Source organism: Vibrio cidicii, from assembly GCF_009665415.1.
GTDB classification, from domain to species: Bacteria; Pseudomonadota; Gammaproteobacteria; order Enterobacterales; family Vibrionaceae; genus Vibrio; species Vibrio cidicii.
On record NZ_CP035921.1, the window covers coordinates 2,381,961 to 2,396,476 of the forward strand.

Below are 14,516 nucleotides of genomic sequence, written 5' to 3' on the forward strand. Positions count from 1 at the left end.
ATCATGGCATTACTTCAAATCGCAGAACCGGGTCAGAGCTCGGCACCTCATGAGCACAAGCTCGCTGCTGGTATTGATCTCGGCACAACCAATTCACTGGTTGCTTCGGTACGAAGTGGTGAGGCCACCACATTAAAAGATGAGCAAGGCCGAAGCCTACTGCCTTCGGTTGTGAATTACGCCAGTGAAACGCTTCTGGTCGGTTATGAGGCAAAAGCCCAAGCGGAAATTCAACCTGAAGAGACGATTATCTCCGTTAAACGTCTGCTTGGTCGATCATTGCAAGACATTCAGGCGCGCTATCCTTCTTTGCCTTATCAGTTCAAAACCAGTGAGAACGGTTTGCCCGTGCTGCGTACTCAGCAAGGTGATAAAAACCCGATTGAAGTGTCAGCAGACATTCTCAAAGTACTGGCAAAACGCGCAGAAGAGACACTGGGTGGTGAACTTGCTGGCGTGGTGATTACCGTTCCCGCCTATTTTGATGATGCGCAGCGTGCGGGCACCAAAGATGCCGCCAAACTTGCAGGTTTGCATGTACTGCGTCTGCTCAATGAACCGACGGCGGCGGCGATCGCCTATGGGCTTGATTCTGGTCAGGAAGGCGTGATTGCCGTCTACGATTTGGGCGGCGGCACCTTTGACATCTCTATTTTGCGTCTTTCGAAAGGGGTGTTTGAAGTACTGGCCACTGGCGGTGATTCTGCACTCGGCGGCGATGATTTTGACCATCTGCTGGCGGATTATCTCAAAGAAAAAGCAGGGCTGGTTTCTCCGCTCTCTGCTGAGCAAAATCGAGTGCTGCTCAATATTGCCACGGCAACCAAAATTGCTTTTTCTGAACAAGAAAGCGTTGAGGTGGATGTCTTTGGCTGGAAAGGCGAGGTCACCCGTGAACAGTTTGAAGAACTCATTCGCCCGTTAGTGAAAAAAACCTTGATGTCCTGTCGCCGTGCGCTAAAAGATGCTGATGTTGAGACGGACGAAGTGCTGCAAGTGGTGATGGTTGGTGGCTCCACTCGTACCTTGTTGGTGCGTGAGATGGTCGGCGAATTTTTCGGCCGTACCCCACTGACGAGCATTAATCCAGACGAAGTCGTGGCAATTGGTGCGGGTATTCAGGCTGATATTTTAGCTGGTAACAAACCGGATTCAGAGATGCTACTGCTGGATGTGATCCCGCTGTCGCTCGGCATTGAAACCATGGGTGGTTTGGTGGAAAAAATTATCCCGCGCAATACCACCATTCCTGTCGCACGCGCTCAGGAGTTCACCACGTTTAAAGATGGTCAAACCGCAATGAGCGTGCACGTGGTGCAAGGTGAGCGCGAAATGGTTAGCGATTGCCGTTCTCTGGCTCGTTTCTCGCTTAAAGGCATTCCGCCGATGGCGGCAGGGGCTGCGCACATTCGTGTGACTTATCAAGTGGATGCTGACGGCCTGCTGTCGGTGACCGCCATGGAAAAGAGCACTGGAGTGCAGTCTGAAATCCAAGTTAAACCATCTTATGGCTTGAGTGATAATGAAGTCGCCAACATGTTACGTGACTCGATGACTTATGCCAAAGAGGACATGCAAGCGCGTGCGCTGGCTGAGCAACGCGTTGAAGCTGACCGCGTGATTGAAGGGCTGATTTCTGCGTTGCAAGCCGATGGCGATGCGCTGTTGAATGAAGACGAAAAACAAGCGCTCTTGCAAGCGATTGAATCTTTGATTGCGCTGCGTAACGGCGATGATGCCACAGCGATCGAACAGGGAATTAAAGACACGGATAAAGCGAGCCAAGATTTCGCATCGCGTCGCATGGATAAATCGATCCGTGCCGCTCTGGCTGGCCAGTCAATCGACACTATTTAAGAGATATTAAGTATGCCTAAGATTATTGTACTGCCTCATGAAGATCTATGCCCAGAAGGCGCGGTGTTAGAAGCCCAAGCGGGTGAGACTGTGCTGGATGTTGCACTGAAAAACGGGATTGCGATTGAACACGCGTGTGAGAAATCTTGCGCCTGTACAACCTGCCACGTGATTATCCGTGAAGGCTTTGACTCTCTTGATGAAAGTGACGAATTAGAAGACGATATGCTCGATAAAGCTTGGGGGCTTGAGCCGGAATCGCGGCTTGGTTGTCAAGCGAAGATCGCTGATGAAGATCTGGTGGTTGAGATCCCGAAATACACGCTTAACCACGCCTCCGAAGATCATTAATCATCCACAGCAGCACAGAGGTGCTGCTTTGGCTAAACGCGCTGAGGAAAAGTTATGAAATGGACAGATTCGCGAGATATCGCTATCGAACTGTGTGAAAAGTTTCCTGATATGGATCCTAAGACGGTTCGCTTTACCGACTTACATCAGTGGATTTTAGAATTGGACGATTTTGACGACGAACCAAACCGTTCCAATGAAAAAATCCTCGAAGCGGTTATCCTGTGCTGGCTGGATGAGTGGCAATAAAACCCAGCTCAGTTAACAATTTTTATTAAAAAAGACGGACCTTATGGTCCGTTTTTTTATCAAGTTGACATTTCTGCCCTACATAATGCTAACATCCGTGGGTTATTAAAAAAGAAAGGCGCAGGTAACGCCGTTATAAGGCAAGGAGAAACCATGTCTACACAGATGTCTGTATATTTAAGCCAGGAGGCTGCGGCTCCACAGTGGGGTGAAAAAGCACTGGTCTCGTTCAATGACAACGGGGCGACCATTCACCTCGGTGAAAAAACCGACTTGGTGAAAATCCAACGTGCGGCGCGTAAATTCGATGGCCAAGGCGTAAAAGCGGTGATGCTCGCGGGCGAAGGTTGGAACCTTGATGCCGTTTGGGCGTTTTATCAGGGCTATCGCAGTCCAAAGAAACAAAATCAGTTGGAATGGGTTGCGCTCGAAGAAAAAGCGCAAGCGGAATTAGACGCTCGTATTAAAGCAACCGAGTTTACGCGCGATATCATTAACAAACCGGCAGAAGAAGTCGCGCCACGCCAATTGGCCACCATGGCGGCGGAGTTTATTCGTTCAGTGGCACCAGAGGGCACCGTCACCGCTCGCATCGTTAAAGACAAAGATTTGCTAGCTGAAGGTTGGGAAGGGATTTACGCGGTGGGTCGCGGTTCTGAGCGCACCTCGGCGATGTTACAACTCGACTACAATCCAACCGGTGATGAAAACGCGCCAGTGTGGGCCTGTTTGGTCGGCAAAGGCATCACGTTTGACTCTGGCGGTTACAGCATCAAGCCATCCAACTTTATGGACGCGATGAAAGCGGACATGGGCGGCTCCGGCACCATCACTGGCGGCTTGGGCTTAGCGATCATGCGTGGTCTGAATAAACGCGTGAAGTTGATCTTGTGCTGCGCAGAAAACATGATCTCCGGTCGAGCGCTGAAATTGGGTGATGTCATTACCTACAAAAACGGCAAAACGGTTGAAATTATGAACACCGACGCAGAAGGGCGTCTGGTTTTGGCTGACGGCCTGATCTACGCGAGTGAACACAATCCTGAACTGATCATCGATTGTGCGACCCTGACTGGCGCGGCCAAAAATGCACTGGGTAATGATTACCACGCACTTCTGACTTTTGACCAAGCGCTAGCGCAACAAGCGCTAGCGGCCGCAGATGAAGAGAAAGAAGGCTTGTGGCCTCTGCCGCTGGCGGAATTTCATCGTGAAATGTTGCCTTCAAACTTTGCGGACCTGTCGAACATCAGCGGTGGTGACTATTCGCCGGGTGCGAGCACCGCAGCGGCGTTTCTTTCTTACTTCGTGCAAGACTACCAAAAAGGTTGGCTGCATTTTGACTGTTCTGGCACTTACCGTAAGTCTGCCAGCGACAAATGGTCAGCGGGCGCAACCGGCATGGGGGTTTGTACCTTAGCGCGTATTCTCACTGAACAAGCGAGCAAGTAAATTCACTAAGGCAGCCGTTTTCGGCTGCTTACTATAACAACGAATGAAGTAAAAGGACTCCTTATGGCTCTAGAGAGAACATTTTCTATTATCAAGCCCGACGCTGTAGAACGTAACCTGATCGGTGAGATTTACCATCGCATCGAGAAAGCGGGGCTGCGTATTATTGCCGCTAAAATGGTGCAACTGAACGATGAGCAGGCCAGTGGCTTTTATGCAGAACACGAAGGAAAAGCGTTTTTCCAACCACTTAAAGAGTTTATGACCTCCGGCCCTATTATGGTGCAAGTGCTGGAAGGCGAAAATGCCATCGCTCGTTACCGTGAGTTGATGGGAAAAACCAATCCAGAAGAAGCCGCGTGTGGCACGATTCGTGCCGACTATGCGCTGAGCATGCGTCACAACTCAGTGCACGGTAGTGATAGCCCAGCATCGGCTGAGCGTGAAATTGCCTTCTTTTTCCCTGAGTCAGAAATCTGTCCTCGTTAATCGTTTAAGCAGAACAAACCCAGCCGTAAACGCTGGGTTTTTTGCTTTCTGTGTGCTTTTTTTTGCCATTGAGCAAGGTTCTTAAGTCGGTTTAAAACTCGGTTAAAAAATAATCGCAGAGGATTTAATCTCTTAGCAAATCCGGGGTTTTACAACCCTTGTTGTCACTGCGTAAAGCCTGTACAATTCGCGCCCTTAATCTTGATCAGTCATTGAGAGGCAACATGAGCACTGGGAAAATTAATCTACTCGACTTTGATCGCCAAGGCATGCGTGAGCTTTTCGCCCAAGAGTTAGGCGAGAAAGCATTTCGTGCCGATCAGGTTATGAAGTGGATCTACCATTTCGGTGTGGATGACTTCGATAACATGACCAACATCAACAAGAATTTGCGCGAAAAGCTCAAGCAGAAATGTGAAATTGTCGCACCGGTGGTCTCTGAAGCTCAGCACTCATCGGATGGCACTATCAAGTGGGCAATGCGCGTTGGCGATCAAGATGTTGAAACCGTCTATATTCCTGAAGAAGATCGCGCGACCTTGTGTGTCTCTTCTCAGGTGGGGTGTGCGTTAGAATGTAAATTCTGCTCAACGGCACAGCAAGGTTTTAACCGTAACCTCAAAGTATCGGAAATTATCGGTCAAGTATGGCGTGCCGCGCGCGAAATCGGTCTGGAAAAAGAGACGGGTCGACGCCCTATCACTAACGTGGTGATGATGGGGATGGGCGAGCCGTTACTTAACATGAAAAACCTTATCCCGGCACTGGAAATTATGCTCGATGATCTCGGTTTTGGTCTGTCAAAGCGTCGTGTCACTGTATCTACCTCTGGTGTAGTCTCTGGCTTGGATCAGATGACAGGCAAAATTGACGTCGCTCTGGCCATCTCTTTGCATGCGCCGAACGACAAATTGCGTAGCGAAATTATGCCGATTAACGATCGTTGGGATATCCAAGACTTCCTAGCATCCGTGCGTCGTTACATCGCATCATCGAATGCCAACCGTGGTAAGGTCACGGTGGAGTATGTTTTACTGGATCACGTTAATGACGGAACCGAGCATGCACATGAGTTGGCGCAATTGATGAAAGACACCCCTTGTAAGATCAACTTGATCCCATTCAACCCGTACCCAGGTTCGCCATATAAAAAGCCAAGCAACTCGCGTATTGACCGCTTCCAAAAAACCTTAATGCAATACGAGCACACGGTCACTATCCGTAAAACTCGCGGTGATGATATCGATGCTGCGTGTGGCCAATTGGTCGGTGATGTGATTGACCGAACCAAACGGACCGCGGTACTCAAAGCGGCGAAGGGAGAAACCATCGAAATTCGCGCGCTGTAACCGTCTTCGAACTATGTCAGCCAGAGCCATGCTCTGGCTGTTTTGTTTCAATCTTTGGGCGCTTTTTGTCCACCATTTCTGGTCATTTTCTGCGTTATTGGACGATAGTTCGAATTTCTTGTGTCAAGTTTTGGACAAAAGCTTGAGCTGAGGGTAAATTTCTCAGCAAAGAGTTTTTGTCAATTCAAGACATTGGCTTATCATGAGTAAAGCATGTTTAGTCTTGGCGGATAAAACGTGCCAGAAATCTTCCCAATGGCGCAATAGATAAGCAGCCAATTAGATTGGGGAAGCCTTTTTATAATCTGAACAGCAGATTATTCACTCTTAAACACACGCCGGAATAACGATAAAGAACAACAGAGCGCGGGTGTTAATTTATAAAAGATTTTAAGAAGTTATGACGACAGAAAACGAAACTTTAGCACAAACATCCGATAACACTGCGCCGACAATGGACGTTGGTACGTTACTTAAGCGTAAGCGCGAAGAGCTGGGTTACAGCCAAAAACAAGTGGCGGATCGCCTGCGGTTACGTCTGGCGGTGATCGAACAAATCGACAACAACCAACTGGCTACCGATCAAGTCGCCACCTTTACTCGCGGCTATTTACGCTCTTACGCTCGATTGGTTGGTGTGGATGAAGCAGTTGTGTTGGCTGCCTTGGATGATGCGGGCGATGCGCAGCACCAAGAGCAAGAGATGCAAAGTTTTTCTCGCAAGACCAAAACGGAAAAACACAACAGCCGTATCATGCTCATCACTTGGGGAGTGTTTATCATTATTACCGGGATTTCTTCCCTGTGGTGGTGGCAAAACCAGCAAGATAACAGCCTTGCCCAATCGGTGAACGATACTGCGGTGGTCGATGTGCCAGCGGTGATGGAAGAGAGCGATAACGCCCCCGCGCTAGATGACGTGGTCGTGCAAGAACTGACGGTTGCTCCTGAGGAGGTCTCTCCTTCAGTTGAAGCCCCTTCTTCAGACGCGACGCCTGAGGAAGTGCTTATCGAAGAGCCTGCTGCGGTTGAAGCCGAAGTGGCTGAATCTGTGCAAACCTCTGCAACGCTGGCGGACGATCAACAAGTGATCACCATGACCTTTGAAGCCGATTGCTGGATCCAAGTGAAAGACGCTCAGGGCAAGACATTGATTTCTGGTATCCGCAAAGCGGGACAAGATCTTGAGCTCTCAGGAGAAGCCCCGTTTAAAGTCATTTTAGGTGCGCCAGAAGGCGTCGCCATGACATTTGCAAGTGAACCTGTCGACCTTTCTCGGTATACTGCAGGCAAAGTAGCAAGATTCACCTTACCTTTATAAAGAATTATGCACAACGAATCTCCAATTATCCGTCGTAAATCGACGCGTATCTACGTGGGTAATGTTCCTATTGGTGATGGTGCACCGATCGCGGTGCAGTCCATGACCAATACCCGAACCACCGACGTTGAAGCCACGGTCGCACAAATCAAAGCACTGGAAAAAGTGGGTGCTGATATTGTTCGTGTTTCTGTGCCAACCATGGATGCCGCTGAAGCATTTAAACTGATTAAGCAGCAGGTATCGGTGCCGTTGGTGGCCGACATTCATTTCGACTATCGCATCGCCCTGAAAGTGGCGGAATACGGCGTCGATTGTTTGCGAATTAACCCAGGCAACATAGGGAACGAGGAACGTATTCGCTCGGTGGTTGATTGCGCTCGCGATAAAAATATCCCGATCCGCATTGGTGTTAATGGCGGTTCTTTGGAAAAAGATCTGCAAATGAAATATGGCGAACCGACCCCAGCCGCTTTGGTGGAGTCGGCGATGCGCCACGTTGATATCCTAGATCGTCTCAACTTTGATCAGTTTAAAGTCAGCGTCAAAGCATCGGATGTCTTCCTTGCGGTTAATTCCTACCGCCTACTCGCAAAGCAAATCGACCAACCACTGCATTTGGGGATTACCGAAGCAGGTGGTGCGCGTGCGGGCTCGGTGAAGTCGGCGGTTGGCCTTGGTATGCTACTGGCCGAAGGCATTGGCGACACCTTGCGTATCTCGCTGGCAGCGAATCCAGTCGAAGAGATCAAAGTCGGCTTTGATATTCTCAAATCGCTGCGCATTCGCTCGCGTGGTATCAACTTTATTGCCTGTCCTTCCTGTTCGCGTCAGGAATTTGATGTTATCAACACGGTGAATGCGTTAGAAGAGCGCTTAGAGGACATCATCACGCCGATGGATGTGTCGATCATCGGTTGCGTGGTAAATGGCCCGGGCGAAGCGGAAGTGTCTCACCTTGGTCTGGCAGGCAGCAACAAGAAGAGCGCTTTCTATGAAGACGGTAAGCGTCAGAAAGAGCGTTTCGATAACGATGACTTGGTGAATCAGTTGGAAGCTAAAATTCGTGCTAAAGCGGCGCGGATGGATGCCAGCAACCGCATCGACGTGAAAGTTCACGATTAATCTCAATACTCGTTACGTTCAGCAAACGAACGGGTAATCAGCAACATTACGGTAACTATTGTGGCAAAAACAATTCAAGCAATCCGAGGCATGAACGACTGCCTCCCAACTCAATCACCGCTGTGGCAGAAACTAGAAAACACAGTGAAGAATGTCATCAGCGCCTATGGCTACAATGAAGTGCGCATGCCAATTGTTGAGATGACCCATCTGTTTAGCCGCGCTATTGGTGAAGTAACCGATGTGGTTGAGAAAGAGATGTACACCTTTGAGGATCGCAACGGCGATAGCCTGACCTTGCGTCCGGAAGGCACCGCGGGCTGTGTTCGCGCCGGGATCGAAAATGGTCTTTTGTACAATCAAGAGCAACGCTTGTGGTACATCGGTCCGATGTTCCGTCATGAGCGCCCACAAAAAGGTCGTTACCGTCAGTTCCACCAGTGTGGTGTCGAAGTATTTGGCTTGGATGGCCCAGATGTGGATGCTGAACTTATCATGATGACTGCGCGCCTATGGCGTGAACTGGGCATCGACAAGCACGTGCGTTTAGAGTTGAACTCGATTGGTTCACTGGAAGCGCGTGCCAACTACCGCAGCGCACTTATTGAGTTTCTTGAGCAACACATCGAAGTGCTTGATGAAGATTGCAAACGCCGTATGCACACCAACCCACTGCGCGTACTGGATTCTAAAAATCCAGAGGTGCAGGCGATTTTAGGTGATGCGCCACGTCTGGCCGATTATCTGGATGAAGAGTCCAAGCAACATTTTGCAGGTTTGTGTGAACTTCTTGACGCTGCTGGCATCGAATACACAGTCAATCAGCGCCTCGTTCGCGGCTTGGATTACTACAATCGTACGGTTTTTGAGTGGATTACCGAGAGCCTAGGATCGCAAGGCACAGTGTGTGGCGGTGGTCGTTACGATGGCCTCGTTGAGCAACTTGGCGGTAAGCCAACGCCAGCGGTTGGTTTTGCCATGGGGCTTGAGCGCTTAGTATTGATGCTCGAAACCCTAGAGCTTACTGACGTGCGTCGCAGTGTCGATGTGTACGTAGTCACTGCGGGTGAAGGGACGATGATGGCAGGCATGAAACTGGCTGAGCAATTACGTGAGTCGCTCCCCGGCGTGCGTGTAATGAATCACTTTGGTGGTGGCAACTTCAAGAAGCAGTTCAAGCGCGCAGACAAAGTCGGCGCAGTATTTGCGCTCGTGCTGGGCGAAAATGAAGTGGCAGATAGCACTGTTGTGCTGAAAGATCTCGCGGGTGGTGAGCAAAACACCTACGCGCAAGCTGAAGTAGCGACAAAAATCGCTGAACTGATTTAAGTACGGCAATTTCGAATTTAAATGGCAGGAAAACCTGCCATTTTTGAAGTTTTAAAGAGGACAGGAAGTGGAAGTTTACAATACTGAAGAAGAACAAGTAGAAGCGATAAAAGAGTGGTGGAAAGAGAATGGCAAAGCCGTGATTATCGGTGCTGTTGTTGGTCTTGGCGGTCTTTTTGGTTGGCGTTACTACCAAGATTCTGTGACTTCGGCTCGTGAAGCAGCTTCTCAAAGCTATACTTCCGCAATGAATACTCTGCAAGCGAAAGGCGTGGACGCTGCGTCGGATGTGCAAAGTTTTATCGATGGCAATGAAGTCAAAGAGTACTCCGTGCTGGCGGCGTTGCAACTGGCGAAAACACAAGTGGATGCAGGCGATCTTAACGCTGCGTTAGTGCAGTTAAAATGGGCTCAAAGCAACAGTAAAGATGCTGCCATTGCGCCTCTTGTCAGCTATCGAATTGCGCGTATCGAAGCAGAACTGGGCAACTTTGATGCGGCAAATGCTGAACTGGCTAAAGTGAGCAACAAAGGTTGGACTGGCCGTATTGCCGAACTGCGTGGTGACATTGCTCTGCGTCAAGGTGATAAAGAAGCAGCATACGCGGCTTACTCGGAAGCCCAACAAGCAGAAGATGCTGGTCAAACACTGCAGATGAAGCTTGACGATCTGGCGAAATAAGGACTTCATGGCATGAAGAATGTGTTCAGAAGAGCCGTATTAGGACTGATCACGGTTGGTATTCTTGCGGGTTGTGCCGGTGAAGAAGACACCATCGTTATGGCGCCAGTGCCTCAGGTAAAAAGTCAGTTTACCCCAAAGAGTAGCTGGAGTGCTTCGGTTGGTGATGGTGTTGGTCATTACTTTTCTAAGCTCGCCCCCGAATACGCTTACGACAAAGTGTTTATCGCCAGTCGTGATGGGGAAGTCAAAGCACTTGATCCGCAAAAAGGCAGCACACTTTGGCGTGCGCAGCTTGGCAAAGACGGCAGCGCGAAGTTGTCGGGTGGCATCACCGCAGCCTACAGTCAGGTTTTCATTGGCAGCGAAAATGGTGAAGTGATCGCGCTAGATCAGGAGACTGGCGAAGAGAAATGGCGCGTAGCGGTTGCGGGTGAAGTCTTAGCCAAGCCGGTAGCGGAAGGCAGTCTGGTGATTGTGAATACCAGCAATGGTATCCTCATCGCGCTGGATCAAACCAATGGTGAACAGAAATGGGCGATTAGCACCGATGTACCCAATCTGACCTTACGTGGTGATAGCACGCCAGTGGCGGTTTCTGGTGGGGTATTTTGGGGCACAGCAAATGGTCGATTGGCTGCTGCAATCGTCGAACGCGGTCAACTGATTTGGCAGCAACCTGTTGGCACTCCAAAAGGCGCGACCGAAATTGATCGTCTGGTCGATGTCGATTCCTCGCCGATTTTGCTCGGTGGCACCTTGTACGTAGTGGGTTACAACGGCCAACTGATCGGGATTGATTTGCGCTCAGGTAAAGCAACGTGGAAGCGCAATTACTCTTCAGCGATTGATATGGCGACCGATGGTAGCCGCTTGTTTCTTGTCACGGACAAAGATCATTTAGTCGCGGTCGATGCCCGTAGTGGTACCGAACTGTGGGAAAATGCTCAGTTGCAACACCGCTTGCTGACTGCACCAGTGATCGTCAACAACTATCTGGTGGTTGGCGACAGTGAAGGTTATTTGCACTGGTTGGACAAAAGCACGGGTGAATTTGTTGCACAGCAGATGGTCAATGATAGTGGTTTTGCCGTGGGGCCGACTGTATTGCCGGACGGTTATCTGATTGTGACTCGTAATGGCAAAATAAAGAAACTGACGCTCAGCGAATAATATCGTGATATAATTCACATTCGGCTCCTGGCTGGTAACGGCTAGGAGCCGTTTTATTGCTGGAAACTTTTGTAAAACTTAAAATAAAACATGTGGTTATAGGTAAAGGCTTGGTGTGGGTTGTGCTAACTCCCGTCGTTACCTATAACTACATACGAACAGATTATTGTAGAGGTTATTATGGTACCTGTTGTTGCCCTGGTTGGGCGTCCGAACGTAGGTAAGTCTACCTTGTTCAACCGTTTGACTCGTTCTCGTGACGCATTAGTGGCAGACTTTCCCGGTCTGACGCGAGATCGTAAGTACGGTCAGGCTAAAGTAGGCGAACACGACTTCATCGTGATTGATACAGGTGGTATCGACGGTTCTGAAGAGGGCGTTGAAACCAAGATGGCGCAACAGTCACTAGCGGCGATCAACGAAGCCGATGTGGTGCTGTTTATGGTAGATGGTCGTGCTGGCCTGACATCCGCCGACGAAGCGATTGCTGCGCATCTGCGTAAAATCGAAAAGCCAGCCATGCTAGTGGTGAATAAGATCGATGGGATTGACGCCGATGCCGCCAGTGCCGATTTCTGGCAGCTGGGTGTCGATGATATGTACCAGATTGCCGCTGCGCATGGTCGTGGTGTGACTGCGTTGATCGAACGTGCACTCGATCCTTTCTTTGACAACATGCTCAGCGCTGGTAAAGAAGGTGAAATTGAAGATTTGACCGAATTTGCTGACCAAGATGAAGAGTCGCTTGATTACAGCGAAGAAGAAGCGGAAGAAGCGTTCAAACGTCTTCAAGATCAGCCGATTAAGCTGGCGATCATTGGCCGTCCCAATGTGGGCAAATCGACGCTGACCAACCGTATTCTCGGCGAAGAACGTGTCGTGGTGTATGACATGCCTGGAACGACTCGCGACTCGATTTACATCCCAATGGAGCGTGATGGTCGTGAATATGTGTTGATTGATACCGCTGGTGTACGCCGCCGTGGACGCATTAACGAAACAGTAGAAAAATTTTCTGTGGTGAAAACGCTTAAAGCCGTCGAAGATGCTAACGTGGTTCTACTGGTGATTGATGCGCGTGAGAATATCTCTGATCAGGACTTGAGCTTGCTCGGTTTTGCACTCAATGCTGGTCGTTCAATTGTCTTGGCGGTCAATAAGTGGGATGGCCTAGATAATGAAGTGAAAGAACATGTGAAGAAAGAGCTCGATCGTCGTCTTGGTTTTGTCGACTTTGCGCGTATTCACTTTATCTCTGCGCTACACGGTACAGGTGTGGGTCACTTGTTTGAGTCGGTACAGGAAGCGTATCGCTCTGCGACCACTCGAGTCAGTACCTCAGTTTTGACACGCATTATGAAAATGGCAACCGAAGATCACCAGCCGCCAATGGTTCGTGGTCGTCGAGTTAAACTGAAGTACGCCCATGCTGGTGGTTACAACCCGCCAATTATCGTGATTCACGGTAACATGGTGCGCGAGTTGCCGGACTCTTATAAACGTTATCTGATGAACTACTACCGTAAGTCATTGGATATCATGGGTACACCGATTCGTATTTTGTTCCAAAACAGCGAAAACCCATTTGAAGGCCGCACCAGCAAGATGACGCTCTCTCAAGAGCGTGCGCGTAAGCGTATGGTTTCAGCGGTGAAGAACCGTAGTAAATAAACCGAGCTTTATATCGAATGCCCAAGTTTTGACTTGGGCTTTTTTTTATCTACTATTTCTCTTCAGCCTAGAGTTGAGTGTGTATTGTCGCAAACCAGCCTTGAAAAGATCGATCTTAAAAATCCTGCAATACGAGTTATTAAGTTAATTTAATGGAATTTTTGTCTGTTTAAAATTGAAATGCAGAACATGTAACTTATGCTTTCGGGCTATGGTGATATAAATATTCTTTTAGACGCTGATCGCTGATCAAATTTCAATAAGCAGACGATCAATATAAGATCGTGCAAGCGTGTTTCAGCTCAGATTATAGCCATTTTTTCTGTGTTATTCTTTTGCCCCAAATATCAGGGTGACTAAAATGTCACCGAAATAATAATAAATCATCGCCATGTAGCGTAAAGTCACGACAGAAGAGTACAGATTATGGACAGCAACAAGCTTTTGCAGGCTCACCGTGCGGTGAATAGCCTGCTGGGTAAATTGGCTCTTGGGCTGGAGAAAGATCAGCTCAATCAAGAGATCATTTCACTGTCTGAACAGCTCTTTGGTGCACGTAAAGCTTCGATCTTAAGGTTTGATCCCCAACGAAATACTCTGCACGTCGAATATGCTCCTTCTTTACCCGACTTTTACAACCAAGCAATCGAAGGGGTAAGTATCGGTGAAACGGTGGGATCTTGCGGCGCTGCGGCTTTTCTACGGCAAACGGTGGTTGTTGAAAACATCAAGCTTCATCCTAATTGGCAACCTTATCTCGCGTTAACGCAAAAAGCGAATCTACATGCTTGTTGGTCGGTCCCCGTTTTGTCACAAGATGAGCAAGTGCTGGGGACCTTTGCGATTTATAGCGATAAGCCGTCTTTCCCTTCAGAAGCTGAGCTGGAAATACTGCAGATGTTAGCTACCTTGTACGCGGTCGCGTTAGAGAAATATCAGTGTGAACAGCAGCTTTATGACCATGTTAACCGTGATCCTCTCACCCAATGTTACAATCGGCGAATGTTACTGCAATCTCCGCATCAATTGTTCTCTACACAGGAACATGGGCAAGCGGTGGTGGGGTGCTTTTTTGTCGATGTCGATGATTTTAAATACATCAATGATCGCTTTGGGCATGATGTGGGCGATCAAGTCTTAATTGATCTCGCGCAGTGGCTGATGACTCGCAGCCCGCAAGAAGCCATGATTGCTCGTTATGGCGGTGATGAGTTTGTCATCATTGCGACTTTTGCTTCCGAGCAAGACTTTGAGCACTTTTATCGCCAGTTACGCATCGGGATCAAATTGTTCTTTGTCATAGAAGATTATTCTGTGGCTGTCAGTATTGGCGCGGCATGCACACTGGCTCGAGGTGCGATTGATCTCAACAAACTGATTCGCCAGGCTGATCTCAGCATGTATCGTGTCAAGCGCCAGCATCGTGGCATCAGTGCAGGTTTAAGCTGAAAGGTCACAATCACAAGTT

General features: G+C 49.0%; 13 protein-coding genes. All 13 read left to right on the top strand.

Annotation, left to right across the window (positions count from 1 at the left end; genetic code table 11):
• The first annotated feature begins 3 nt into the window (after nt 1-3).
• The 13 genes from hscA to EWA64_RS12010 all read left to right on the top strand — a co-directional run bounded on the left by hscA (nt 4) and on the right by EWA64_RS12010 (nt 14,497).
• Nucleotides 4-1,857 carry a Fe-S protein assembly chaperone HscA gene (gene hscA / locus EWA64_RS11950; protein ID WP_061895093.1) on the top strand — a complete coding sequence of 618 codons (1,854 nt, stop codon included), beginning with the start codon at nt 4-6 and terminating at the stop codon, nt 1,855-1,857.
• A 12-nt stretch (nt 1,858-1,869) separates the two neighbouring features.
• The gene (gene fdx, locus EWA64_RS11955) at nt 1,870-2,208 is read left to right on the top strand and encodes an ISC system 2Fe-2S type ferredoxin (protein WP_039424290.1); all 339 of its coding nucleotides are present in this window, start codon (nt 1,870-1,872) and stop codon (nt 2,206-2,208) included.
• 54 nt (nt 2,209-2,262) lie between these two features.
• A complete protein-coding gene (gene iscX / locus EWA64_RS11960) occupies nt 2,263-2,457 on the top strand; it encodes a Fe-S cluster assembly protein IscX (RefSeq protein ID WP_061895094.1) in 195 nt (64 codons plus the stop codon).
• 153 nt (nt 2,458-2,610) lie between these two features.
• The gene (gene pepB / locus EWA64_RS11965) at nt 2,611-3,909 is read left to right on the top strand and encodes an aminopeptidase PepB (protein ID WP_061895095.1); all 1,299 of its coding nucleotides are present in this window, start codon (nt 2,611-2,613) and stop codon (nt 3,907-3,909) included.
• 63 nt (nt 3,910-3,972) lie between these two features.
• The gene (gene ndk, locus EWA64_RS11970) at nt 3,973-4,398 is read left to right on the top strand and encodes a nucleoside-diphosphate kinase (protein ID WP_039424295.1); all 426 of its coding nucleotides are present in this window, start codon (nt 3,973-3,975) and stop codon (nt 4,396-4,398) included.
• Between the two features lie 224 nt (nt 4,399-4,622).
• Nucleotides 4,623-5,747 carry a dual-specificity RNA methyltransferase RlmN gene (gene rlmN / locus EWA64_RS11975; protein ID WP_061895096.1) on the top strand — a complete coding sequence of 375 codons (1,125 nt, stop codon included), beginning with the start codon at nt 4,623-4,625 and terminating at the stop codon, nt 5,745-5,747.
• Between the two features lie 400 nt (nt 5,748-6,147).
• Nucleotides 6,148-7,068, top strand: a complete 921-nt coding sequence (locus EWA64_RS11980; RefSeq protein ID WP_061895097.1) for a RodZ domain-containing protein — start codon at nt 6,148-6,150, stop codon at nt 7,066-7,068.
• A gap of 6 nt (nt 7,069-7,074) precedes the next feature.
• The gene (ispG, locus tag EWA64_RS11985) at nt 7,075-8,193 is read left to right on the top strand and encodes a flavodoxin-dependent (E)-4-hydroxy-3-methylbut-2-enyl-diphosphate synthase (RefSeq protein WP_061895098.1); all 1,119 of its coding nucleotides are present in this window, start codon (nt 7,075-7,077) and stop codon (nt 8,191-8,193) included.
• 60 nt (nt 8,194-8,253) lie between these two features.
• Nucleotides 8,254-9,522: a histidine--tRNA ligase gene (gene hisS / locus EWA64_RS11990; RefSeq protein ID WP_061895099.1), complete on the top strand. Its 1,269-nt coding sequence runs from the start codon at nt 8,254-8,256 to the stop codon at nt 9,520-9,522.
• A gap of 67 nt (nt 9,523-9,589) precedes the next feature.
• On the top strand, nt 9,590-10,204 hold the full coding sequence (locus EWA64_RS11995; RefSeq protein ID WP_061895100.1) for a YfgM family protein: 615 nt from the start codon (nt 9,590-9,592) through the stop codon (nt 10,202-10,204).
• Nucleotides 10,205-10,216: 12 nt separating this feature from the next.
• Nucleotides 10,217-11,377 (top strand): outer membrane protein assembly factor BamB, encoded by a 1,161-nt coding sequence (gene bamB, locus EWA64_RS12000; protein ID WP_061895101.1) that lies wholly within the window; start codon nt 10,217-10,219, stop codon nt 11,375-11,377.
• A gap of 180 nt (nt 11,378-11,557) precedes the next feature.
• A complete protein-coding gene (gene der / locus EWA64_RS12005; RefSeq protein ID WP_039424309.1) occupies nt 11,558-13,048 on the top strand; it encodes a ribosome biogenesis GTPase Der in 1,491 nt (496 codons plus the stop codon).
• 426 nt (nt 13,049-13,474) lie between these two features.
• Nucleotides 13,475-14,497, top strand: a complete 1,023-nt coding sequence (locus tag EWA64_RS12010; protein WP_061895102.1) for a GGDEF domain-containing protein — start codon at nt 13,475-13,477, stop codon at nt 14,495-14,497.
• The last annotated feature ends 19 nt before the right edge of the window (nt 14,498-14,516 follow it).